The organism is Solibacillus sp. FSL W7-1464 (genome assembly GCF_038004425.1).
Taxonomy (GTDB): Bacteria; Bacillota; Bacilli; order Bacillales_A; family Planococcaceae; genus Solibacillus.
On the sequence record NZ_JBBORC010000001.1, the window covers coordinates 1,239,388 to 1,262,978 of the forward strand.

At 40.9% G+C, this 23,591-nt stretch carries 27 protein-coding genes; 14 read left to right on the forward strand and 13 right to left on the reverse strand.

The window, feature by feature from the left end:
• Positions 1-87: 87 nt before the first annotated feature.
• Positions 88-1,530: a bifunctional metallophosphatase/5'-nucleotidase gene (locus tag MKZ25_RS05865; protein WP_340800670.1), complete on the reverse strand. Its 1,443-nt coding sequence runs from the start codon at positions 1,528-1,530 to the stop codon at positions 88-90.
• Between the two features lie 121 nt (positions 1,531-1,651).
• Between MKZ25_RS05865 and MKZ25_RS05870 the strand changes: the two genes are divergently transcribed.
• From MKZ25_RS05870 to MKZ25_RS05880, 3 genes are all read left to right on the forward strand, one after another.
• Entirely contained in the window at positions 1,652-1,978 is a 327-nt protein-coding gene (locus MKZ25_RS05870; protein ID WP_340800671.1) for a heme oxygenase, read from the forward strand.
• A gap of 118 nt (positions 1,979-2,096) precedes the next feature.
• Positions 2,097-2,801, forward strand: a complete 705-nt coding sequence (locus MKZ25_RS05875) for an O-linked GlcNAc transferase (RefSeq protein WP_340800672.1) — start codon at positions 2,097-2,099, stop codon at positions 2,799-2,801.
• A gap of 28 nt (positions 2,802-2,829) precedes the next feature.
• A complete protein-coding gene (locus MKZ25_RS05880; protein ID WP_340800673.1) occupies positions 2,830-3,261 on the forward strand; it encodes an iron ABC transporter substrate-binding protein in 432 nt (143 codons plus the stop codon).
• Between the two features lie 1,019 nt (positions 3,262-4,280).
• Here the strand turns inward: MKZ25_RS05880 and MKZ25_RS05885 are convergent.
• The 6 genes from MKZ25_RS05885 to MKZ25_RS05910 form a co-directional block, all read right to left on the reverse strand.
• Positions 4,281-4,595, reverse strand: coding sequence for an acyl-CoA dehydrogenase (locus tag MKZ25_RS05885; RefSeq protein WP_340800674.1), 315 nt, complete (start codon positions 4,593-4,595; stop codon positions 4,281-4,283).
• Between the two features lie 12 nt (positions 4,596-4,607).
• Positions 4,608-5,237 (reverse strand): response regulator transcription factor, encoded by a 630-nt coding sequence (locus tag MKZ25_RS05890; RefSeq protein WP_251689019.1) that lies wholly within the window; start codon positions 5,235-5,237, stop codon positions 4,608-4,610.
• On the reverse strand, positions 5,230-6,255 hold the full coding sequence (locus MKZ25_RS05895) for a sensor histidine kinase (RefSeq protein WP_340800675.1): 1,026 nt from the start codon (positions 6,253-6,255) through the stop codon (positions 5,230-5,232). The genes MKZ25_RS05890 and MKZ25_RS05895 overlap by 8 nt, the downstream gene beginning before the upstream one ends.
• The gene (gene liaF, locus MKZ25_RS05900) at positions 6,252-6,926 is read right to left on the reverse strand and encodes a cell wall-active antibiotics response protein LiaF (protein ID WP_340800676.1); all 675 of its coding nucleotides are present in this window, start codon (positions 6,924-6,926) and stop codon (positions 6,252-6,254) included. The genes MKZ25_RS05895 and liaF overlap by 4 nt, the downstream gene beginning before the upstream one ends.
• 67 nt (positions 6,927-6,993) lie before the next feature.
• On the reverse strand, positions 6,994-7,620 hold the full coding sequence (locus MKZ25_RS05905; protein WP_340800677.1) for a PspA/IM30 family protein: 627 nt from the start codon (positions 7,618-7,620) through the stop codon (positions 6,994-6,996).
• Between the two features lie 12 nt (positions 7,621-7,632).
• Complete coding sequence (locus MKZ25_RS05910) at positions 7,633-7,986, reverse strand: lmo0954 family membrane protein (RefSeq protein WP_340800678.1); 354 nt, start codon at positions 7,984-7,986, stop codon at positions 7,633-7,635.
• Between the two features lie 237 nt (positions 7,987-8,223).
• On the opposite strand from MKZ25_RS05910, the gene MKZ25_RS05915 reads away from it, so the two are divergent.
• Together MKZ25_RS05915 and MKZ25_RS05920 are read left to right on the forward strand one after the other, a co-directional pair.
• A complete protein-coding gene (locus MKZ25_RS05915) occupies positions 8,224-8,445 on the forward strand; it encodes a YneF family protein (RefSeq protein ID WP_340800679.1) in 222 nt (73 codons plus the stop codon).
• Positions 8,446-8,589: 144 nt separating this feature from the next.
• Positions 8,590-9,060 carry an S-ribosylhomocysteine lyase gene (locus MKZ25_RS05920; RefSeq protein ID WP_340800680.1) on the forward strand — a complete coding sequence of 157 codons (471 nt, stop codon included), beginning with the start codon at positions 8,590-8,592 and terminating at the stop codon, positions 9,058-9,060.
• A gap of 101 nt (positions 9,061-9,161) precedes the next feature.
• On the opposite strand, the gene MKZ25_RS05925 is transcribed toward MKZ25_RS05920, so the two are convergent.
• Positions 9,162-10,115, reverse strand: a complete 954-nt coding sequence (locus tag MKZ25_RS05925) for an alpha/beta hydrolase (protein ID WP_340800681.1) — start codon at positions 10,113-10,115, stop codon at positions 9,162-9,164.
• A 363-nt stretch (positions 10,116-10,478) separates the two neighbouring features.
• Between MKZ25_RS05925 and MKZ25_RS05930 the strand changes: the two genes are divergently transcribed.
• Together MKZ25_RS05930 and MKZ25_RS05935 are read left to right on the forward strand one after the other, a co-directional pair.
• Entirely contained in the window at positions 10,479-11,657 is a 1,179-nt protein-coding gene (locus MKZ25_RS05930; protein ID WP_340800682.1) for an acetyl-CoA C-acetyltransferase, read from the forward strand.
• Between the two features lie 21 nt (positions 11,658-11,678).
• Positions 11,679-11,933 (forward strand): YqkE family protein, encoded by a 255-nt coding sequence (locus tag MKZ25_RS05935; RefSeq protein WP_340800683.1) that lies wholly within the window; start codon positions 11,679-11,681, stop codon positions 11,931-11,933.
• Positions 11,934-12,243: 310 nt separating this feature from the next.
• On the opposite strand, the gene MKZ25_RS05940 is transcribed toward MKZ25_RS05935, so the two are convergent.
• Both MKZ25_RS05940 and MKZ25_RS05945 read right to left on the reverse strand, forming a co-directional pair.
• Entirely contained in the window at positions 12,244-12,726 is a 483-nt protein-coding gene (locus MKZ25_RS05940; protein ID WP_340800684.1) for a VanZ family protein, read from the reverse strand.
• Positions 12,723-13,613 carry an aldo/keto reductase gene (locus MKZ25_RS05945; protein WP_340800685.1) on the reverse strand — a complete coding sequence of 297 codons (891 nt, stop codon included), beginning with the start codon at positions 13,611-13,613 and terminating at the stop codon, positions 12,723-12,725. The genes MKZ25_RS05940 and MKZ25_RS05945 overlap by 4 nt, the downstream gene beginning before the upstream one ends.
• A gap of 87 nt (positions 13,614-13,700) precedes the next feature.
• Between MKZ25_RS05945 and MKZ25_RS05950 the strand changes: the two genes are divergently transcribed.
• The 3 genes from MKZ25_RS05950 (at position 13,701) to fur (ending at position 15,352) form a co-directional block, all read left to right on the forward strand.
• Positions 13,701-14,252, forward strand: a complete 552-nt coding sequence (locus tag MKZ25_RS05950) for an NUDIX hydrolase (RefSeq protein WP_340800686.1) — start codon at positions 13,701-13,703, stop codon at positions 14,250-14,252.
• Positions 14,253-14,310: 58 nt separating this feature from the next.
• Positions 14,311-14,820: a hypothetical protein gene (locus tag MKZ25_RS05955; protein ID WP_340800687.1), complete on the forward strand. Its 510-nt coding sequence runs from the start codon at positions 14,311-14,313 to the stop codon at positions 14,818-14,820.
• Between the two features lie 64 nt (positions 14,821-14,884).
• The gene (fur, locus tag MKZ25_RS05960) at positions 14,885-15,352 is read left to right on the forward strand and encodes a ferric iron uptake transcriptional regulator (protein WP_079525722.1); all 468 of its coding nucleotides are present in this window, start codon (positions 14,885-14,887) and stop codon (positions 15,350-15,352) included.
• Between the two features lie 148 nt (positions 15,353-15,500).
• Here fur and MKZ25_RS05965 read toward each other — a convergent pair whose 3' ends face one another.
• The 3 genes from MKZ25_RS05965 to MKZ25_RS05975 form a co-directional block, all read right to left on the reverse strand.
• Entirely contained in the window at positions 15,501-15,845 is a 345-nt protein-coding gene (locus MKZ25_RS05965) for a general stress protein (RefSeq protein WP_340800688.1), read from the reverse strand.
• A 136-nt stretch (positions 15,846-15,981) separates the two neighbouring features.
• Positions 15,982-17,298 (reverse strand): hemolysin family protein, encoded by a 1,317-nt coding sequence (locus MKZ25_RS05970; RefSeq protein ID WP_340800689.1) that lies wholly within the window; start codon positions 17,296-17,298, stop codon positions 15,982-15,984.
• A 36-nt stretch (positions 17,299-17,334) separates the two neighbouring features.
• On the reverse strand, positions 17,335-17,688 hold the full coding sequence (locus tag MKZ25_RS05975; RefSeq protein ID WP_445326853.1) for a MerR family transcriptional regulator: 354 nt from the start codon (positions 17,686-17,688) through the stop codon (positions 17,335-17,337).
• Between the two features lie 233 nt (positions 17,689-17,921).
• Here MKZ25_RS05975 and xerD point away from each other — a divergent pair, with 233 nt between their 5' ends.
• The 4 genes from xerD (at position 17,922) to MKZ25_RS05995 (ending at position 23,388) form a co-directional block, all read left to right on the forward strand.
• Complete coding sequence (xerD, locus tag MKZ25_RS05980) at positions 17,922-18,824, forward strand: site-specific tyrosine recombinase XerD (RefSeq protein ID WP_340800690.1); 903 nt, start codon at positions 17,922-17,924, stop codon at positions 18,822-18,824.
• 141 nt (positions 18,825-18,965) lie between these two features.
• Positions 18,966-20,144, forward strand: coding sequence for a phosphopentomutase (gene deoB, locus MKZ25_RS05985; protein ID WP_340800691.1), 1,179 nt, complete (start codon positions 18,966-18,968; stop codon positions 20,142-20,144).
• Between the two features lie 14 nt (positions 20,145-20,158).
• Complete coding sequence (locus MKZ25_RS05990) at positions 20,159-21,463, forward strand: pyrimidine-nucleoside phosphorylase (RefSeq protein ID WP_340800692.1); 1,305 nt, start codon at positions 20,159-20,161, stop codon at positions 21,461-21,463.
• Positions 21,464-21,615: 152 nt separating this feature from the next.
• Positions 21,616-23,388 carry a SulP family inorganic anion transporter gene (locus MKZ25_RS05995; protein ID WP_340800693.1) on the forward strand — a complete coding sequence of 591 codons (1,773 nt, stop codon included), beginning with the start codon at positions 21,616-21,618 and terminating at the stop codon, positions 23,386-23,388.
• Positions 23,389-23,591: the final 203 nt, after the last annotated feature.

Sequence of the window (23,591 nt, forward strand, 5' to 3'; positions counted from 1 at the left end):
AAAGTTTCAAAAATATTAATTATTTTCCGAAAAATACAAAATGTATGCCAATTCAACTGATTGACATACATCTTGTGCAGAAGAGAATTATTTCATTTGGAAATCATTTTTGATATGAACGGTAAGCGTACTGTTTTTATCTATGTATTCCATCATTAATTCAGGGATGAATTTATCGGCTTCACGAACAGGCTTTTTCTGAAACATCTGCATGTTGTGCGCACCTGTTGCACGGTAGCTATTGACGGCTACTTCAAAAATTTCATTATCCTGGATGGGATTGCTTTCAAAAGTTAGCTTTGTGACGCGTTGACCTGTTTGTTGACGTAAATCAATTGTGTAATCAATGCCACCCCACAAATCATAAATATACGGCTGCGGCTCCGGGTAGTGTACTGCCATACTGAAATCGATTTCCCCTTTGTCATTGAGCGCAAAGACCGCCGCACTCTGCTCAATCGCCCGGCGGATTTCAGCTCCGGTCATTCGGATGACGAGCAACCGGTTAGCTCGGGGAAGATTATGTAAAACATGCTCACGTGTTATTTCTTCCGGAAAGCCGCCCTGTGCATGATAGGGCAGTTCAATGACCGAAATTTGGGCACCCGTGTAATGGAGCTGCATATCATGAAGAAGTTGGGTATATGCGGTCGTTTTTGTACGGGGCGTAAAAAAGTCTGCATAAGTCAGTGCTTTATCCGCTGTTCCGAGTTGTTGTTTTTTCCATGCATCAAATTCGGGAAAAGACTGCATGTTTAATGAGGCATCGACTTGGACGATAGATGGTTCAAAAGAAAATGTACCGTTTTCCACAGTGACATCGATCTGCGCGAAGCAATGTGCATTTGCTCCAGGTTGCACGATTGCTACACCATTTTGCACCGCAGCTATTTCCAAATGCTGATGCCCGGTAATGAAGAGATCAATGCCTTCTATTTCATGAAGCATACGATAGCCTTCATTTTCGCCTTGTTCCAGATCGATTAGGTGACCGTTATGAAGATCCCGTTCAAAACCACCGTGATAGCTTAAAATGACAAGCTGTGCCTGTTCGAACTCGCGGACATGCCTTACCGTATTTTTCGCACATTCAAAGGCATTCTCGAAATGTAGGTGCTTTGTCGATCCACATTCATCCCAGTTTTTTGTGAAATGCGTTACGACCCCAATGACAGCAAGGCGCAGCCCGTTTATTTCTTTTATGAAATACGGTTCGGCAAACCCTGGAATATTGGCGGCGATCCAAGGGAAATTGGTGGCGTTGCGAATCGATTGGATTTTTTCGGGAGAATAGTTGAATTCATGGTTTCCGAAAACCGCAACATCATAGCCAAGGGTGTTCGCAAGTTCGATTTGCGGGTGCTGTTGTTGGACAATGTAATCGTAATAATAACTTAAATGACTCCCGTGCAGAAAATCGCCATTATCGATTAACAGTGCGGGCTGTCTGGCGGAAATCATTTGCGCAAGCTGTGAAAAGCGTTCTGTATGTCCATGAATATCGCTCGTTGCAATAATAGTAAATTTCATTGAGAAAACTTCCTTTAATCTTTCATTTTTCTTATTATAGCGTGAATTATTGCGCAACAGTTCCGAAAGTGATTAAATAAAATATATAGGCAATTACGCTAAATTATAGGAGTGGGTAATTATGATCACAGTAACAAACCGTATTCAAGTAAAAAAAGGTTTTGCTGAAAAAATGGCACCGCAATTTGTACAACCAGGTCCATTACAGGAGTTTGAAGGTTTCCAGAAAGTAGAAGTATTAGTTTCAACGCAATTTGAAGAATATGACGAAATGAGCGTTGTGATGTACTGGGATTCAAAAGAAAGCTTTGCTGTATGGCGTGAAAGTGACGCATTCAAACAATCGCACAAACGTCCAGAAGGGCAAGGCGGAGGCCACCAAGGCGAATCTCCAATGTTAGGTTCACAAATCGTGATCGCCGAAGTAGCAGGCACAATCTCAAAATAGTGTTAAGGGGTGTCCTAATGTTTTCGTTAGGGCACCTTTATGCTATACATACTATGATTGAAATACATACAGCTTAAGCTTTAATAATTTGTGAATGAAAAACAGAAAGGTGTTTTTAATGTCGAACATGGTGCAGTTTTTTTATGACGGACAGTTTTTGAAATGCTTTGAAGAAGCGAAACGCCAATTACAGGGCGGTGAAAATGAAGAACAGGCTAGGCAGTTTTTAAAAATCTTTGAGAAATACGAATATGGAAAATTCCCGAAGTCGACAGCACAGATTCCGCAAAGTGTCGAACGTGCGAATGAAAGCTATCCGGAAAATGATGAAGTCGAACAACTGCGCGCGATTCAGGATGAGCAGCAGTTTTCGGAAAAAGTGAAACAGCTTGAACACGATGCAAGAACAGCGGATGATGACCGGAAAGCACAGTCGTTTTATGTACAGGGCCATCTTTTTTTAATGGCGCACCATTATGATGAAAGTGTGCACTGCTTTATGCAAGCGGTGAAGCATGTTCCAAATAAGGCATTGTATTACGGAATTGCAGGGCAGACGATGAACCGCTTTAACTGGTCGCCGTTTGATGTGATGGTCTATATCGAGCGGGCGATCGACCTGGATCCGGAAAACGCTAGATGGTACTGGAATAAGGCGCTCGTTTTAACACAGCTTTACAAAGATTTGAATGCTGATCCGTTTTTGGAAAATGCATTGATTGCAATTGAAAAAGCAATCGAGACTTGCCGCGAAGATCAAGTATCGCTGCGATCGGGCATCGATTCAACATTGGAGAATTTGAAAGAATATCTTTTCAATTAACGAAGCACCGGTAGATGGAGGAAAGAGCATGAAGTTTTTATCTTGGAAAGGTATTTCGATATACTTAACGATCATTCTATTTTTACTCATTTTTATCCAGATTCTGGACTGGAATAAAGGGAAAGATAAAGAGGGTCAATACGCGGTAGAGCTGGAAAAAGCGTATACAGATCTGGTTGATTTCCAGACGCATATTTTAAACGATGAAGTGCAGATCGATGACAATAAGCATGTGCTGACAATGTATGATAAAAACTTTCAATATCAGCTGAGCATGTTCATAGATATTTTCGGCAATAAAAAAGTAGATGATGCGAACCTTTTTGACTCCTATAAACAAATTGATGAGGCATTGGCTGCATTTTATGAAGCGGAAAGTGCGGAACAGCAGAGTCAGGCACATGAGCAATTGCTCGCAGCGAAACAAGCGCTGTTTACAATATTGAATGATCTGAAATAGTAAGATCTGGAGCACACGAACGCTTGGGGGAAGCGGGCGTGTGCTTTTTTGTGGAGTGGGTGCGGTATGCGGTGGCATAAAAGTTCTAATATCCATGCCGGAAGTTCTAATAAAACCTGAAAAGTTCTAATATATCACTGGTTTTCTAATATATGGTGAAGAAGTTCTAATAAGTGTTTCCGATTTTCCAATATCGCTTTCAGAAGTTCTAATAAGTCCCTTCGATTATCTAATAAACTAGAAAAAGTTCTAATAAAACAATACTGGTGCATGCCGTAGCCGCATGATACCTTATAAAGAACGGTTCTTCGGCCAATAATTCCCCAGTCTTCTAATATCACTGCCAAAACTTCTAATAAGCCTCTCAGATCTTCTAATAAACCGAAAAAAGTTCTAATAAATAAAAGTTGTGCAATCATTTGTATATAAGACTTATAAAATGCTGGTTGTTCTAATATCCTTGCCGGAAGTTCTAATAAAACCTGAGAAGTTCTAATATATCACTGGTTTTCTAATATATGGTGAAGATTTTCTAATAAGTGCATCCGATTTTCCAATATCGCTTTCAGTTCTAATAAGTCCCATAGATGTTCTAATAAACCGGAAAAAGTTCTAATAAATCAAGCCCGGCACACTCTACAAACCCCTTGAACCCCTAAAAGGAGCGGATCTTCGGTAAAAAACGCCCTCTCTTCTAATATCGCTGTCGAAAGTTCTAATAAGCCACTCAGATCCTCTAATAATAAACCGAAAAAAGTTCTAATAAATCAAGCCCGGCACACTCTACAAACCCCTTGAATCCCTAAAAGGAGCGGATCTTCGGTAAAAAACGCCATATCTTCTAATATCGCTGCCGAAAGTTCTAATAAGCCACACAAATCTTCTAATAATTAACCGGAAAAAGTTCTAATAAATCAAAGCCAAACGTATTCCACAGCCCGCAGCTCAACGCATTCCCAAAACTTAAAAAAAGCCGCCCTAAAGTTCTCTACCAAACTTCAGGACAGCCCCAGCCATTACTATTTCTTCTTTTTTTCCTTCACAAACCCAAATACGATCATCCCAATCCAAATCAAAACGATCGCTATAAAAATATAAAAGTTTTTCGATGAGCTGGATAAACCCAACTCATCCGCCAATATTCCACCAATCGACTGCAATTGTGCGCTTAATAAAATAATGAGTGCGCCAATAAATAACATGATTTTAGGATTGATCGCAAAGCGCAGCACCACAATGATGAACAATGCTGAGAAAATCAGCAACAATGTGAAGAGGGGATCCAGTAATGTAAGTGTCCCGTCCTTTGCAAAGTTTTCGTACGTAAATGTCATGAAAAATTCTCCTTACTTTACTAAGCCATTTTGAAATGCATAGACGACAGCCTGAGTACGGTCCTGCACTTCGAGTTTACTTAAAATGTTGCTGACATGGGTTTTCACCGTTTTTAAGGCGATAAACAGTTCTTCCGCTATTTCCTGATTGGCAAGCCCGCGTGCCATACATAACAGTACTTCCATTTCCCGGTCTGTTAAATGGTTATGCAGGGCAGGGGCTGTTCCGCGCATACGTGCCATTACCCGCGTCGTTGCTTCCGGCTCAAGAACGGTTTCCCCGGCCATTGTTTTCCGGATCGCGTCGGCAATTTGTTTGGCGTTGCTTGTTTTCAGTATATAGCTGACAGCCCCTGCTTCAAGCGCCGGGTATAATTTGTCGTCATCGATAAAGCTTGTGACAATCATAACTTTTGCTTGCGGCCACTGTGCCAGTATTTCGGCAGTCGCTTCAGCCCCAGTTTTAATCGGCATTACATTATCCATCAGTACAATATCCGGCTTCAGCGAAAGTACTGTTTCAATCGCTTCCTCGCCATTTGTCGCTTCACCGATGACTTCAATATCGGGCTGTGCCGATAAATAGGCGGCAACCCCGATTCGAACCATCTCGTGATCATCTACTATGACAACTTTAATCATTCATTGGTTCCTCCTTTTTAAGCGGAACTTTCACCTCGACAATCGTTCCTTCATCCGGTACAGACACGATTTTATACGTACAGCCAATTTCGACGGCGCGTTCGGCAATATTGCGCAGCCCGTAGGAAGTCGTTTTATCTCCGTCAATATTAAAGCCAAGCCCATTATCCTGAATGCGCAAAATCGCCAGCTGGTCGCGTGCGATCAATAACAGCTCGACTTCCGTTGCTTTTGCATGGCGCAATGTGTTCGATAAAGCTTCCTGGGCAATTCGGAATAGATGATCTTCCTCCGCTTTCGATAATGCGATCTCTTCGATTTGGTAGTCAATATTGAAAAACACTTTTTCCTGTAATTCTACAATCAGATCTTCCAAACCTTCTGCCAAGCTTTTATTGTGCAGGGCAACTGGCCGTAAGTGAAGAAGAAGGGCGCGCATTTCAAGCTGTGCCTGCTGGACGATTTTTTCCACCTGCGCCAGCTGCTTTTGAGCAAATTCATCCTGACGCTGTTCTGTAAGAGCGGAGAGAAGCATGGATGCGGCAAACAGCTGCTGGGATACAGAATCATGCAGTTCGCGTGCAAGCCGCTGACGTTCAGCAAGAAGCCGCTCCTGAACGATGGCGTCATTTGTTTCCGCCTTTTCATTGGAGAGGCGCTGTAAAGATGTCCGCTGTGTTTCGATTAATTCGTTCGTTTCACGCAATGCTTTCTTCAATGAGCCATTCGCTTTCTTGAACTTTTGTGCAAAATCAGGCTCCGCCACTTTTTTCACGATGCGGGTCATCTGATTTTCTTTCATTTTTAGTGCAATTGATATCCATAATGAAATAAAGAAGCTCGTCGTTGTTGCGATAATGGCGATGACAGCGACAATCGGAATTGAGTAATCATTGTTTTCCCATAAAAAACGCCAAGTCTCTTCTTGTGGCTGGCCGAGCAGGAAGACGAAAATATTCATAGCAAATGTCGCGAAAACCATCATGAGTATAAAAAAGCGTATAATAAATGCAATCATCCGCGCTGCACCTCCACATCGCCAATCCAAGATGTTACATAAACAACAAGGACACGTTTTGCATCCATTTCTCCATCTTCAAAATGAAGCTGTTCATTAATACACTGCTTTGGCGCATAGTTCAGGTATGTTGCTTCACCGTATAAAGTGGAGTAATGAAGCTGAATTGTCACTTCATAAGGCACAATAACCCGTACTTTTCCGAGAGATTGATGGATCACGATAATCGATTTTCCATTTGGTAAAATGGTTTCGGTCGTATCGATCGTAATATCGCCGATAAATCGTTGAATATGAACATCTTTCCAATGATAGCTTTCAGTCGGAGCACCTGTTGTTCCGATTAATTGATTCTGATTTGATGTATTGGCAAAGTGGCTTTTGATTTCCATCACTTGCTCTTTTTTCGTTAAGTATTGGTATAAAAGAAAGACAAGTACACCAATGATTAAAAGGCGCAGTGTCCAAATATTAATAATAGCAAAGAATAATAGAACGAGTCCCGTCCATAATAAGTAACGCTTCTTCTTTTTAAAGCTGAAAAATAGAAACAGTGCACCCAAAATTAGTAAAAACACGGCGCCATTATTGAAAAGTGTCAATTCGATCAATACGACAAGAGCCATACTAATCGCGATAATTGCAAGCTGATCAGATGTAATTTTCGGCATAGTGCCTCCCCCTATAACGTGCAAAATGGAGAAAGCACTTTGCCTTCTCCTTTTACGCATTATATCATTATTTTGGTTGTTCTATGAGCTTTTGTTCTTTTTCAAGCTGTGCCAATCGAGCTTCAAAAGAGGTTACTTCATATTTACGCTCAATATTTTGAGATAATTCATCAATATAAGTTGATAGTTCATCAAAATTGCCGGCATTGTCCGATGTGAGAACTTTATCCATCTGGTGGTTGGCACGCACGACATTTTCTTTGCCCATCAGCTGGAGCTGGCGCACTTTCATGTCTTTGATTTTGTGTTTCATCGTTTCAAATTTGCGTTCCAGTGCAAAGTATTCTGTATTCGCAGCATCAATGCTGGAAAGAAGGGCATGTTTTCTGGCTGTATAAGCCGTTACTTCCTCTTGTGCAAATGCAATCAGTTCCGCTTCTTCAGTCGACTGAGCCAATAAAAGCTGTTTTTCACGCTTTTCAAGCATTTCGATTGTTTGTGAAAGTTGAAGTTCCAGCTCTTTTTTCAACTGTGCCTGACGCGCAAGCAGTTTGCCCGTTTCTTCCGTTTGTTTTTCTGCTTCACGAATATAGTGATTCAGCATTTTAATCGGGTTTTTATCGACCTTTTTGTCAAACATATCATGTAAATCCGCCTGTATTGAATATTTGAATTTTGTAAATAAATTTCTCATTGTCCATCGCTCCTATTTGTTTAAATTTGCCCATTCACGTTCAAAGTTTGTAAATGGATCATCATCTTCTTTTTTGCCTGGTAAAAATTCAATCTTTTCGTTTTTACGTTCTTTGTAAAGATAAAACAGTACACCGATTGCAGCTAAACCGATAAAGCCCGGGATATTGGATAAGGCACTTACTAAACCGGCTAAAGCGACAACTAGGCTCATTACTTTTCCGAAAGTAGATTTACTTTCTGTGTAATAGTGCAGACCTGCTGCCAGAAGTGCCCCCGAGATTAATAAGCCGGCTACCGGTGCGAGCAGGCAAAGTGCGATGATCGCTGTGATAAAAGCCGCTGAATATAAGAAAAACTTTTTCATTATGTGTTCCTCCTTGTCGTTGATATGTTCATGTTACCGTGGATTTAAAAATCCGATAACGACCTGTTACCGTATTTTCATCTAGGTCTAGAGGCTGAGACGGTCTCAGACAGCCATTCGCAAGACTTAACTTCTGCCAGGAGAGTTAAAATATATAGAAACGGAATAACTTTTAATGTATAATGCTTGTTGGAGAGTTTTTCTCGGTACATAAGTAGTGGAGGAGGTTGGACTAGTATGCAAACATGGATTTGGATTATTATTGTAATCGCAGCTTTAATCGGGGGCGTGGCAATTGGGTTCTACGCAGCTCGTCAATATATGATGAAGTATTTAAAAGAAAACCCGCCAATTAATGAACAAATGATTCGCGTGATGATGGCACAAATGGGACGTAAACCGTCTGAAAAACAAGTGCGTCAAATGATGGCACAAATGAACAAATTCCAGGATAAATAATGAAAAGTTGGACTACCTTTCGCATTCTATTGAGTGAAGAAGGTAGTTTTTATTTTCCTTAAAATAAAATTCAGAATATTCCGTTGAAAAGAACCGTAATCTAGTCTATCCTTATATAGATTGTAAGTATTGGAGGGAAGTAAAATGGCAACAGAAAGAACGAATGTAGAGAGCTTCGATTTGAACCATACGATAGTCGCGGCACCATATGTACGTTTAGCAGGTACAAAAGAAGGGGTGAAGGGCGATGTCGTGACAAAATACGATATCCGCTTCAAGCAGCCTAATAAAGAGCATATGGAAATGCCGGCACTTCATTCACTGGAACATTTAATGGCAGACCGTATCCGCAATCATAGTGACGCGGTTGTCGATATATCGCCAATGGGCTGTCAAACAGGCTTTTATGTCTCCTTTATGAACTATGATGACTATGAAGGCGTGTTGGCGATATTGGAAAAGACGGTTCAGGATGTGTTGGCGGCGACTTCTGTTCCTGCCTGCAATGAAGTCCAGTGCGGTTGGGCGGCAAGCCATAGTTTGGAAGGTGCGCAGCAGTTGGCAAAAGAATTTTTAGCTAAACGCGGTGAATGGCATATCGTTTTTAATGGTTAATAAATGTGTAGTGCCCTCATTCAATTGGGGGCATTTTTGTGTTTCTTCCAACAAAAAAGCACTTCCTGTTCAACGAAACGAACAGAAAGCGCTTAGTTCCTTTATAATAAAAAATCCGTTGTATTGCGGTATGCCGGGATATAATCATACAGGAACTTGGCGACCGTTTGCTCATAGTCACCCGGGTTATCGTTGAATGATTTCGCATGCTCACCCTTGTCAAACAGTTTCAGCATTTTAGGTTCGGGTTTTTGTTCGAACAATTCTTCGGTCATCGAGGAAGGGATGAAGTCATCCGGCGTACTGTGAATAAAGAGGACGGGCTTTTGAATTTGTTTTACTGCATCGATAGGCATGACTTCTTTTACGGAATAGCCATCGCGGATCCGCATGAAAAAGTCGGCGAAAGGGAGTGTATACTTTGGATCGATCGGTACGACGCTTTCAAAAATCCGCTTTAAAAGCTCTGGAAAGTTCGAGAAGGCACAGTCGGAAACATAGAAATCCGCATTATCTGATAAGGTGCCTGCATAGAGCAGTGTCGTTGCCGCACCCATGGATTCCCCGTGAATACCGAGCAGGGCATCTTCCCCGGTAATATTTCGGATCGTCTCAACAACTGCCTGCAAATCGTATTTTTCATAATGGCCGTAACTTGTTGTTTTCCCTTGAGATTCTCCGTGACGGCGGTGATCGTATACAAAAGCATTAAAACCAAGCCGTTCAAACATGCGGGCATAGCGCATCGAGTTAATTTTATTTTCAGTGACGCCATGACAAATAATGACTGTATTTTTCGTTTTCAAAGGTTTTAAATAGATGCCGCTTATTTTATAGCCATTCGGAGAATCGATCAATAAAATTTCTTTCGGACAGCCTTCATACCATGCTTCATCAAAGCGTTTTGCCGTAATTTCACGTTCGCGGATGAAAGCATCGTCCTTTTTCTTTATATACATAATGTGATTTGTCATCACGACACCTGTGATCGTTGTAGCAGCTGCCAGCAGCGTTGTTACAATACTGCCAGATAAAAACAGTGTACGTTTTTTCATGAAAACCACTCCTTAATTAATTTAATATTCGATGAATTATTAGGATAAATCAACTAATATGTATCTATTTATTATTGGAATCTTTTGTGTGAAAAATGCGGAATGTTTGATAAAATCTGGTTAAGCAAGTAATTTGTTTCGCGGGTTTGTCATCCGCTGAAATAAATTGCTGCTTCAGGCGGATGTCAAAGATACGGTAATAAGTTCTAAAAGGAAGTCAGCCAAATAACGTCACCTCGTGCGACAATTGCTGACGGACCCGCATCGGGTGAGCCTAAAGCCGAATCCTGACACAATTACGTCAAAGCGTAATTGATTATATTTGCTCACAAAGGGACCATTCACAATAAGGGGGATATATTCATGACAGAAGTTGTAATAGTAAGTGCAGTACGTACGCCAATTGGTGCTTTTCAGGGGGCATTGAAAGATATTTCGGCTCCGGCTTTAGGGAGTATCGTAATAAAAGAAGCATTGAATCGTGCCCGATTAGATCCATCAACCGTTGATGAAGTTATTATGGGGAATGTTCTCGCGGCAGGTTTAGGTCAAAATCCGGCAAGACAGGCGAGTATCCAAGCTGGTTTACCATACACAGTTCCAGCGATGACAATTAACAAAGTATGTGGTTCAGGCTTAAAGGCCGTTCATTTAGCAGCACAGGCAATCATTGCCGGGGATGCGGAAGTTGTGGTCGCTGGAGGCTTTGAAAATATGAGTCAAGCACCATATATTATGCGAAATGCAAGAGAAGGTTTCCGCATGGGAGATCAAAAAATTATCGATACATTGATTCAGGACGGCCTATGGTGCGCATTTAATGATTACCATATGGGAGTTACTGCAGAAAACCTGTGTGATCAGTATGACATTTCCCGTCAGGAACAGGATGAATTTGCAGCACGTTCCCAAGCCCGTGCATCGGAAGCCATTTCGACAAATAGATTCGCTGAAGAAATTGTCCCTGTTGAAATTCCTCAACGTAAAGGGGAGCCGGTTATTTTTTCACAAGACGAATATGTAAAACATGGAACAACAACAGAAAAATTAAACGGATTGCGTCCAGCTTTCAAGAAAGACGGTTCGGTTACGGCAGGGAACGCTTCCGGTATTAATGACGGAGCAGCAGCAGTTGTCGTTATGTCAAAGGAGCGTGCTTTTGAATTAGGGCTTACACCACTTGCCACAATCGTCGCTAATGCGAGCGCAGGGGTTGATCCTTCTGTAATGGGTATCGGGCCAGTATCGGCAGTGAAAAAAGCTTTATCGAAAGCGAATGTAACATTGGATGATATGGACTTAATTGAAGCGAATGAAGCATTTGCCGCTCAGGCGATTGCAGTTGATCGCGAATTGGCGTTCAATCATGATAAACTAAATGTAAATGGCGGGGCAATTGCACTTGGTCACCCAATCGGGGCAAGCGGAACACGCATTTTTGTAACATTATTACATGAAATGCAAAAGCGCGATGCAAAGCTGGGTCTTGCAACATTATGTATTGGTGGCGGGCAAGGTGTAGCAACAATTGTACAACGCTAAAATTAATTGTAGGTGAGAACGATGGCAAAAAAGAAACAGCAAAGAATGACGAATGAATTTGAGCTTCCAAAAGATAAGGCGGCAACATTGGCCGATCAGTTAGGCGGCGATGTCTTGGCCAAGCTGAAAGCAGCGAAGCAGGAAATGGTGGCTGACGAAAAGGCGAAAGAAGAAGAGCGTCTGGCGAAAGCGGCATTCGAACGCAAACAACGCGAAAAAAATATGAGCTTTGAAGAACTGTTAAATCAATACGGCGACAAAGGTTCGAAATTTTAACGGTCAAGAAGCTTACTAAATAGGAAAAGATAGCACACTATTTTTGGAGGGCACTAAAAAAGTCATTCAATTATAAGGAAGGGCATGTTGGAACGAAAATTCGTTCCAACATGCCCTTTTCTTCGATGCCGTTGATTTCCATTGCGGCGGACGCTTTCCGCGGGCACGGCTCCAACTAAATGATCTGCGCCTAAACGGAGGCACAGATCATTGGATTTTCCGCACGTGCTGTTCCCGCAGGAGTCGCCGCCTCCATTCCAATCAACTGGAGTGTCTTATGAAGAGAATTTTTTTCTCCTTCTGCGCCCTCCTATTTTTGTGTGCTATCTTTTTTAAATACACCCATAATAAGTTTTGCAAACACTAGCAATGTTAATGCACCACATGCATCGAGCACCACATCTTCAGCGAGACCGCTGCGACCCGGAATCATACTTTGGCGGTATTCATCGAAGCTTGCGATTACTACGGCTGTAACAAAGGCAAGAACGATTGGAAAACGCCATTTCAGTTTCCGGTATAAAATATAGAATATAACCGCTAATAAACCGTATCCGAAGAAATGCGTTGCTTTCCGGATAAGAAACTCAAGAAATTGAAAATAGCCTCTTGTTTCAACCGATATAATTTTTCCCCAATAAGGAATTTCAAATTGACTTAACCATGCTTCGAAAGGTTTGTCCTTTAATAAATCTTTTAACGCCGGAACAATCGTTTGCTGTTCATAGCTCATGTTGGACATGACAAAGACAGCAATTATCCCGATGACAACGAGAGCAATCCACTTTTTCATCTATGCTCAGTATAACGGTCGGTTTTTGTCCAGCTATCAATCTCCGAAATATTTTGCAGGGATCGGGCTTTTTCGTAGGCATCCAGATTTTGCTGCAGTTGCGTAAGTGTACGAGCACCAATGACTGTTGAAGCGACCGTCGGATACTGTAAATTGAAAGCGAGTGCAGCTGCATGAACATCACCATACTGCTGTTCAATTTCCTGCAGCACCTCTTTTGCCGCGGCTTCATCATAGCTCATATAAGATTTTAAACGAGTGCGCCATTCATTTGTCAGCAAACCTTTTGCAATCGATCCGCGTGTTACGACAGAAGCACCTGTCTGTTGGATCGGGTCGAAAAATTCGCTTGCACGTTCATCAAAAATATTAAACTGCATCATATTGCTGATGGCATCACTGTTTTGCAGAAATGGCATGAAAACATTCGGTCGGATGGAGGAAATACCATATTCTCGAATAAGCCCTTCTTTTTTCAGACTTTCAAATGTGTCGGTAATTTCTTCCCAATTATCTTCGGTCGTCCCGCCATGTAACTGGTATAGATCCAGATAATCTGTCTGTAGCCGCTGCAGACTGTCGCGTACCGCTTTATTAATATAATTTGCGGATGTATCCCAGCTCCAGCCTTCCTTGCCTTCCTCCCAACGATTCCCGACTTTCGATGCCAGATAAATATTGGGGCGGTGTTGCTTCAGTGCCGCACCAACTACTTTTTCGTTTTCTCCCTGATTATACAGATCGGCGGTATCAAAATAATTAATGCCTGCATCTAGTGCAGCATGAATGACTTCCTCTGCTTCTGCTGGTTTTGGAGGTAATGACATACAGCCTAAACTAATTTCAGAAATATGAAGATTGCTTGTACCTAATTGTCTTTTTTTCACGTTAATTCCTCCCTGGTTCAATATTTTAGAAAAGCTCTCACTAATGGTACAATGAATAGAAGCAATAGAACAAGTGGAGGCATGGTCATGAAAAAATTTGAAGAAAAAACAATTCAATCCCAACCCATCTATTCAGGGAAGGTCATTTCATTAAAAGTAGACGATGTATCGCTTCCGAATGGTGAAACAGGGAAGCGTGAAATTATTAATCATCCAGGTGCAGTCGCGGTAATTGCCATCACAGAAAACAATAAAATTTTACTTGTTGAGCAGTACCGTAAAGCTCTTGAACGTTCAATTATAGAGATTCCTGCCGGTAAGCTGGAAAAAGGGGAAGAGCCCATTGTAACGGCCCGCCGCGAGTTGGAGGAAGAGACAGGTTATACATCGGATCATTTCGAATTTATACAGGCTTTTGCTACATCACCGGGATTTGCGGATGAAATTATTCATATTTTCGTAGCAGAAAAGTTAAAAAAATTAGACATTCCGGTTGATTTAGATGAAGATGAATTTGTAGAGCTAATGGAAGTATCACTGGAAGAAGCAGAAGCGATGGTTGCGGACGGCCGTATTTATGATGCCAAAACGGCTTTTGCGATTTTATGGCTGAAGTTAAAAATGAAATTAAATCAATAATTGTTTACGCATAAGGACAATTTATGTGCATAAGTTGTATGGACAAGGAGGAGTCCAAATGCGTAAATATCTATATATTCAATATACTTCGATGATTGTCGTATGTTTCATTTGTGGTGTGGTATGTTATCAGCTATTCGATATTGGACAAGTGCAGCAAATTATAAAGTATAGTGATCGTAGACTGCTCCAACTGGAAAAACCTGAATTACTTTGGAGTGTAGTTCCTTTCATAGTTGCCTTAAGTATTGTATTATTCTTTTCGACACATAAATATTTGCCGCGTATAGGTCTTATATTTATTGCGATAAAAGTAACATTTTTAGGATTTAGCTCGGTCTATTTACTTGTACAGCATGAATCTATTAAACTTTATGCATTTTGGTGGTTTCCATTTCAGTTAATATATTGTGTATTATTAATTATGCTCTATCAAATAACTACTAAAACTACGAGTAGACGAGCCTTGAAAACGGTGATGCCATGGAAGAAGATTATATTCCTGATAGTCGTGATGGTAATTGTTTTTGCAGTGGAAAATTTAGCAATTACTTATTTATTTAAATAATCATTGTCTTGTAATGAGATTTATTCATTTGGTATAATGAAAAGAGTTTAGGAGGGCGTCACATATGGAGAGCCGTATTGATCGAATTAAAAAGCAACTGCATAGTGCGAGCTATAAGCTGACGCCACAGCGAGAAGCAACAGTAGCGGTTTTACTGGAGCATGAGGAAGATCATTTAAGTGCTGAGGATGTTTACTTATTAGTAAAAGAAAAGGCACCAGAGATTGGACTGGCTACTGTATACCGTACATTGGAGCTTTTAACAGAGCTGAAAATTGTCGATAAAATTAATTTTGGTGATGGTGTATCCCGTTATGATTTACGTCAAGAGGGCGCGAAGCATTTCCATCATCATCTAGTTTGTATCGAATGTGGCGCAGTAGATGAAATTCAAGAAGATTTACTGGAAGATGTAGAAGAAATTGTGGAGAAACGTTGGAACTTTATTATCAAAGATCACCGTCTGACATTCCATGGCATCTGCTGGCGTTGTCATGATAATAATGACAACTCTGGAGACAGCAATGCATAATCTATAATCAAAAAAAGAGCAGCGTATATTGCTGTTCTTTTTTTGTGCGTTTTTTTTGCTTTTAACGGTATTTATAAAAGACCAATCAGTTCGCAGTAAAAAAACTCTATTTCCCCTCAGCTGAGGAGAAATAGAGTTATATTTTTATTTATTTCGCCGGATGATGGGCAACAATCAGAACCTTGCCTGCATTCAGATCATTCTTCGCAGTTGCCTGTTCATTTTCGCCTACACCGATGTCAGCAAGCTGATGGTGCAGATCTTCCGGAGTACTTTGGAAGAAGTTTTTAATCGATGCGAAGAAGCCTTTGTCATTTTCCGTTGTTCCAGGAGTTTTGCTCGCATCTACATTGAAAAAGTCGGCAATGTCTTCTGCACGTTTATTGCTGTTTGCGAAGACATGAATATGATCGCGATCATAGCCCTCTGTAATAAATGATTCGATTACTGACTTTGCCTGCACACCGTTTTCTACTGATTTCATAATTGCCATATATATACACTCTCCTTTGTATGAATACTTATGTTATTCCCGAACTCCAACAATTAAAACGTTAAGAGATTCATACAGGCGTAATTCAAATTCCGGGAGAACGTGCATCCAGATGAAAATTATGTTCTTCAAATAGTTATTGTTCTATTAGATCATGCATTTTTTTAATCTCTAAAAATTGCAGCTGATGGCCATCGATTTCATGGATTTTAAATGCATAGTTTTCAAAAATAAATGTATCTTCAATATTCAGGTCCGGCATGTTTGTGAAGTACCAGCCACCGATTGTATCAACATTCGATTCTTCAATATCAAGGAACAACAATTTAGAAATATCTTCAAGCAATACTTTTGAATAGACTAAATAATGATCTTCACCGATTTTACGAATATCTGAAACTTCATCATCGTCAAACTCATCGCGAATTTCACCGACAAGTTCTTCCAGAATATCTTCAACGGTAATCATACCGCTCGTTCCGCCATATTCATCAAGCAGGATCGCAATATGAATACGCTTTTTCTGCATAATTTGAAGCAGACTTTGAATAGGTGTTGTTTCGATTGTGCGAACGACCGGGTTAATATAGTCTTCCAATTTAAATGTTTCCGGATCGATCCGGTTATTCATGCCAAGTGTTAAAAAGTCTTTAATATTTAAAAAACCTAATATATTATCGCGGTCCCCATCGTAAACCGGGTAGCGTGTATAGCGTTCCTCTGAAACTTGTGTTAAAACTTCTTCGAACGTTGCAGTCACATCAAAGCCGACAATATCTGTACGGGGAACCATAATTTCGCGGGCGATTTTATCATCGAATTCAAATACATTGTTAACATACTTTAATTCGTTGACATTGATTTCACCGGATTTATAGCTCTCAGATAGAAGCAGTCGCAATTCCTCTTCCGTATGAGAGAGTTCATGTTCGCTCGCTGGTCGCATCCCGAACAATTTCAATAATAAACGTGCTGAACCATTTAATAGCCAAATTAACGGGAACATAAGTTTATAGAATAATTGAATGGGCTTCGCGAATGCCAGAGTAATCGCTTCTGCTCTTTGAATAGCAATCGTTTTAGGTGCAAGTTCACCTACTACTACGTGGAAGAAAGTCGCTAAAAAGAATGCGCCACCTAATGTAAACCAATGAATATGTTCTGTGCCAATTCCGATCGATTCGAATAGCGGGTGAAGTATAAACTCAAATGTGGATTCACCGACCATCCCGATTCCCAGCGCTGTTACCGTAATACCTAATTGACAGGCCGATAAATATTCATCAAGGTGGGTTGTTACATTTTTAGCTGAAATGGAACCGGCTTTACCTTCAGCTACAAGTTGGTCAATACGGGATTGACGTACTTTTACGATGGCAAATTCCGTTGCAACGAAAAAGGCCGTAAAAGCGATTAAAACCGAGAAAATAATTAAGTTAATGATTGTGGTCAAACGAGCGTCCTACTCACGAAGTAGAACGTTCACCTCCTAGTTATTTAAAATTAATAATAGTGATTGCATGAGTGCAACACTTTCAGGCGAAACTTTTTTACGGAGTTTCTGCCGCTCTTTGTCATCTAAATGCTCCATTAATACCGTTACATCATGTTCAAGCTTGCGCATTTGCAATCGAATATCCTGAATATCGATTTCTTCGGGTTCCTCTTTTGTTGGGCCAAGTAAGCTGTAAATTTCTTCGAGGCACTTGCCAAGCTTCTTCTGCTCTTCAATCCAGTGTATTCGTTCAATCATCTCTTTATCATAATAGCGATAATTGGATGCCGAACGTTCTACTTTTAGGAGACCCAAGTTTGTATAATAATCAATAGTTCGTTTTGTCACGCCAGTTGCTGCAGCAAGCTCTCCGATTTTTAGTTTATCGATCCCAAATTATCACCTCTATCTGTCACGTTTTACTTTTAAGAATACCGTAAATAGTACATTTTGTAAATGGAACGCTATCATTCGAGAATGCTTTGCTGCACTGAAAAAATGAATGAACGAAGGGTAAAACGCCACTTCAATTGTACGAAAATGGTAATATAGATGTATAGAATGCAAGAGGGGCGATTTATATGCAAGCTTTAAAAGATTCAATAGAAGATTATCTACATTTTATCAAAGTCGAACGTCAGCTATCTGATAATACATTACAATCGTATAAACGTGATTTAGTCGCATATGCCCGTCATATTCATCATGAACAGCAGATCTTGGAATTTGATAAAGTAATGCGCGATCATATTTTGCTTTATTTGGACAGCTTACGGTCTGTAGGAAAATCATCGAAGACGATATCGAGACAAATTTCATCGATCCGTTCTTTTCATCAGTTTTTGTTGAGGGAAAAAGTGACGAATCAAGATCCTACCGTTCATTTGGAAATGCCTAAAAAAGAACTGTCCTTACCAAAAGTATTATCAATAGAAGAAATTGATGCACTTTTGACTGCACCTTCCGTAGAAAAACCTCAGGGCACCCGGGATATCGCCATTTTGGAAATGATGTACGGTTCCGGCATGCGTATAAGTGAACTGATTGAACTGAACTTGGAGGATGTTCATATGACAATGGGCTTCGTCCGCGTATTTGGTAAAGGCGGAAAAGAACGTATTATCCCGCTTGGGCGAAGTGCAATTTCTGCTTGTGTCAATTATCTGGAGCAGGCAAGACCTCAGCTTTTAGGCAATGCCCCTAAAAATGATGCGTTTTTCATTACGCAGAGAGGGAAAAGATTCACAAGGCAAGGGTGCTGGAAAATCATTAAGGAGCATGCGGCATCAGCAGGTATTTCCAAAGAAATTACACCGCATGTTCTGCGTCATTCCTTTGCGACACATCTGATCGAAAATGGTGCAGATTTGCGTGCAGTACAGGAGCTGTTAGGCCATGCAGATATATCAACAACACAAATTTACACACATGTAAGCAAAACCCGTTTATCGGAAGTATATAAACAATTCCATCCTCGTGCTTAAAAACGGCATAATCGCGAAAGACTAATGGGGTGCTTGACTTTTATCTATTAAAATAAATCTTTTTGAAATCGGATGTCTGACCTTTACTTTGTTTAGACGTTTTATGTAAAATAGAATGGAAGAAGAGGAGTTGAAAGCATTATGCAACCGTTTAAGAAAGTACATGTAATTGTAATGGATTCTGTTGGTATCGGTGAAGCACCGGATGCCGATAAATTTGGCGATGCTGGCTCAAATACATTAGGACATATCGCAGAAAAAATGAATGGCTTAAATATGCCGAATATGGAGAAATTAGGTTTATCGAATATTCGTGAACTTAAAGGGATTAATAAAACTGAAAAACCTGCTGCATTTTACGGCATGATGCAAGAGGCATCTGTTGGTAAAGATACTATGACAGGTCACTGGGAAATCATGGGGCTGAACATTGATACGCCATTTAAAGTATACCCGGACGGCTTTCCCGCAGAACTGATTTCTAAGCTGGAGGAAGCAACTGGCCGCAAAGTTCTTTGTAATTTACCTTACAGTGGAACCGCTGTCATTGACGATTATGGTCCGGAACATATGGAAACAGGTGCACTTATTGTTTATACATCGGCAGACCCGGTTATGCAAATTGCAGCACATGAAGAAGTGATTCCAGTAGAAGAACTTTATAAAATTTGTGAAATTGCACGTGAACTTACATTGGATGCTGAATTTTTGGTAGGCCGTGTAATTGCGCGTCCTTTCGTTGGCGAACCAGGCAACTTTACACGTACATCAAACCGTCATGACTATGCATTGACGCCATTTGGACGCACGACAATGGCTGAAATGAAGGATGCCAATCTTGATGTCATTGCGATCGGTAAAATTTCGGACATCTTTAATGGTGACGGGGTAACGGAAGCGATTCGTACGAAAGACAACACGGATGGAATGGACAAAATGGCGGAAGTTGTTCGTCGTGATTTTCATGGTATCAGCTTCCTGAATTTGGTGGACTTTGATGCGAACTTTGGACATCGACGTGATCCGATCGGCTATGGTCAGGCATTGGAAGAATTTGATCGTCGTTTACCGGAAGTACTGGAAGCGTTATCACCGGATGATTTGCTGATTATTACGGCAGACCACGGGAACGACCCGACATTCCCGGGTACGGACCATACACGTGAATACGTACCGTTAATCGTATACTCACCGCGCTTTACAGCAGGATCTGAATTGCAGCTGCGTGAGACATTTGCGGATATTGCAGCAACAATTGCAGATAATTTTAATATTGCAGCACCGCAGTTCGGAAAAAGCTTTTTATCAGAGCTGAAATAAGGGGGACTTTCCACATGAGAATGGTAGATATTATTGAAAAAAAACGTAACGGCGAAGAATTGACAACAGCTGAAATTCGTTTCTTCGTAGAAGGATATACAGATGGTACGATTCCTGATTATCAGGCAAGTGCATTATGTATGGCGATTTACTTTCAGGATATGACAGATCGTGAACGCGCGGATTTAACAATGGCAATGGTTGAGTCAGGTGACCAGATTGACCTTTCTGCAATTGCCGGTATAAAAGTAGACAAACACTCAACTGGCGGAGTCGGCGATACAACGACATTGCCTTTAGCTGCAATGGTAGCTGCTGTCGGAGTTCCGGTAGCAAAAATGAGTGGGCGTGGATTAGGGCACACAGGCGGTACGATCGACAAGCTTGAAGCGATTGAAGGCTTCCACGTTGAATTAACAAGTGAAGAGTTTTCGAAACAAGTAAACGAAATCGGAATGGCTGTTATCGGTCAATCAGGCAACTTGACACCGGCGGATAAAAAACTTTATGCGCTGCGTGACGTTACAGGAACGGTATCAAGCATTCCGCTAATTGCCGGTTCAATCATGTCGAAGAAAATCGCTGCAGGTGCGGACGCAATTGTTCTTGATGTAAAAACAGGTGACGGCGCATTTATGAAAACGGTTGAAGATTCAGTTAAACTGGCTGAAGCGATGGTGAAAATCGGGAATAACGTTGGACGTAAGACAATGGCGATTATTTCGGATATGAGTCAACCTTTAGGATATGCAATCGGAAATGCTCTTGAAGTTCAGGAAGCGATCGATACATTAAAAGGTAATGGTCCGGCCGATTTAAATGAACTATGCTATACATTAGGTTCTCAAATGGTTGTTGTTGGCGGAAAAGCAAACACAATCGAAGAAGCTCGAAAAATGCTGGAGGAAGTTGTAGCAAACGGAGCAGCATTGGAAGTACTGAAAAAATTTATCTCTGCTCAAGGCGGAGATGCTTCAGTTGTTGATGATCCATCGCGTTTACCTCAGGCTAAATTCCAATTCGATGTACCTGCTAAACAGGCAGGCTATGTTTCAAAAATTGAAGCGGATGATATCGGGACAGCAGCAATGCTTCTTGGCGCGGGTCGTGCAACGAAAGAATCTGAAATTGATTTAGCGGTAGGACTTGTCCTTCATAAAAAGGTAGGCGATCAAGTCGAAGTAGGCGAATCGCTTATGACAATCCATGCCAACACAGAAAATGTCGATGCAGTATTGGAAAAGATTTATACACATGTATACATTTCTGCAGAAAAAGTCGAAGCACCGAAATTAATCGAAGCAATTATTACACAATAACAAAAATTAAGAATCTTTCGCAGTCCGGAATGGATTGCGGAAGATTTTTTTGTACTTTAAATATTTTACAAATATGTTAAAATAAGAAGTACATTACTGCTTTAAGTAATAAAAATTCTGTTTTATGAATATTTATAAGAAGAAGGGATACTATGAAAGTTAAATGGTCTGGAAGGTTTGAAGGCTATTCATTCGCCCATTTCAAAAAAGATTTGTTATCCGGGACGATTGTCGGGATTATTGCTGTACCGTTGGCGATGAGTTTTGCCATTGCTTCCGGGGTCAAACCGGAATACGGAATTTACACAGCGATTATCGCAGGGATATTGATTTCCTTATTCGGGGGTTCAAAGTTCCAAATCGGTGGTCCGACAGGTGCTTTCGTTCCGATTTTGCTCGGGGTAGTGCTCGTATACGGGTACGAAAACTTGCTTATCGCAGGTTTAATGGCAGGAATTTTGCTGCTGCTGATGGGGATTTTCAGGCTGGGTACACTGATTAAATTCATCCCAAGACCGGTTACTGTCGGTTTTACAGCAGGAATTGCCGTCATCATTTTTACAGGACAAATCGGAAATTTTTTAGGGTTAACAAATATGGAGCAGCATGAGAAGTTTCATATGAATGTTATTGAAATTGCTTCCAATTTAGGAACCGTTAATTTTTATAGTTTACTTGTTGCAATTATTAGTTTCACATTGATACTTTTGGCTCCGAAAGTTTTGCCGAAAGTGCCGGGTGCGCTTATTGGAATTATTGTATCGTCCGTTGTGACGGTTCTTTTTTTACAGGGGCATGTTGCAACAATTGGCTCCACTTATGGGGCAATACCGAACACATTGCCGGAATTCCACATTCCTGAAATTACATTAGAACGTATTTACATGCTCATCGGGCCGGCGTTTGTCATTGCAATGCTCGGCGGGATTGAATCACTGCTATCGGCGGTTGTTGCAGATGGTATGACGAACAGCAAACATAACAGTAATCGGGAGCTGATCGGGCAAGGGGTCGCAAACATAGTGACACCGTTTTTTGGAGGAATACCTGCAACAGGCGCGATTGCCCGAACGGCTACAAATATTAAATCCGGTGCTGTTTCACCAATGTCCGGGATAATCCATGGGTTCTTCGTTTTAATCACACTATTGCTGCTTGCACCATTTGCGGTACATATCCCACTTGCGAGTTTAGCGCCCGTACTCATGATGGTCGCATGGAATATGAGCGAACGTCACCATTTTGTACACATACTGAAATTGAAATCCGGGGATTCGCTTGTTTTATGCATAACATTTTTATTGACGGTATTTATGAGTTTAACGGTTGCCGTAATGGCCGGGCTCATTTTAGCGGTCATCCTTTTTGCGAAAAGTATGAGTGATAGCCTGACCGTTTCCAAAGTGTTGCCGAATCTGGAGAAGGCAAACGGAAAGTTGCAGTCTCACATCGTATCGGATTTTCATGATTGTCCACAAATCAGTATTTATACAATAGAAGGTCCTCTATTTTTCGGCGCTGCTGAAAAATTTGAACAGACGCTGCAAATTACAATACAGGAACGCCCGAAAGTGTTTATCCTTCGCATGCGAAAAGTACCGTATATCGATTCGACAGGGGAAGAATATTTCCGCAATATCCTTCAAAAAATAAACTCCTATGGCGGTAAAGTTTTTGTCACGAATGTTCAGCCGGGATTGGAACAAATGCTTAAACGAAGCGGGTTGTATGATTTAATGGAATCGGAGCATTTTTATCAAACGACAAGTGACGCAATTTCAGCGGCATGCCGGTATATCGAGGTAAATAAATGTATCGGATGCACCCACTATGCGTTTAAAGAGTGCCAATTACTGTCAAATGGTATCCCGCTATCCGAGCAGGAAGTGCAGGCACAGAATAAATTAGCCGAAGCAACAATATAACAAGTATAAAATTCTGAAAAAGAACAAAGAATAAGAGACTGAATGGAAAGGTAAAACTTTCTGTTCGGTCTCTTTTTTCATTTTAGGGATGATTAAAAATAGACCGCACTACCTATACTGATTTTAGTTGTCGCAGGAGCACTACTTTTAACGAATGAACACTAGTTTTGTCAGCTAGATAGGATTCTTTCTGAACTTGCCGA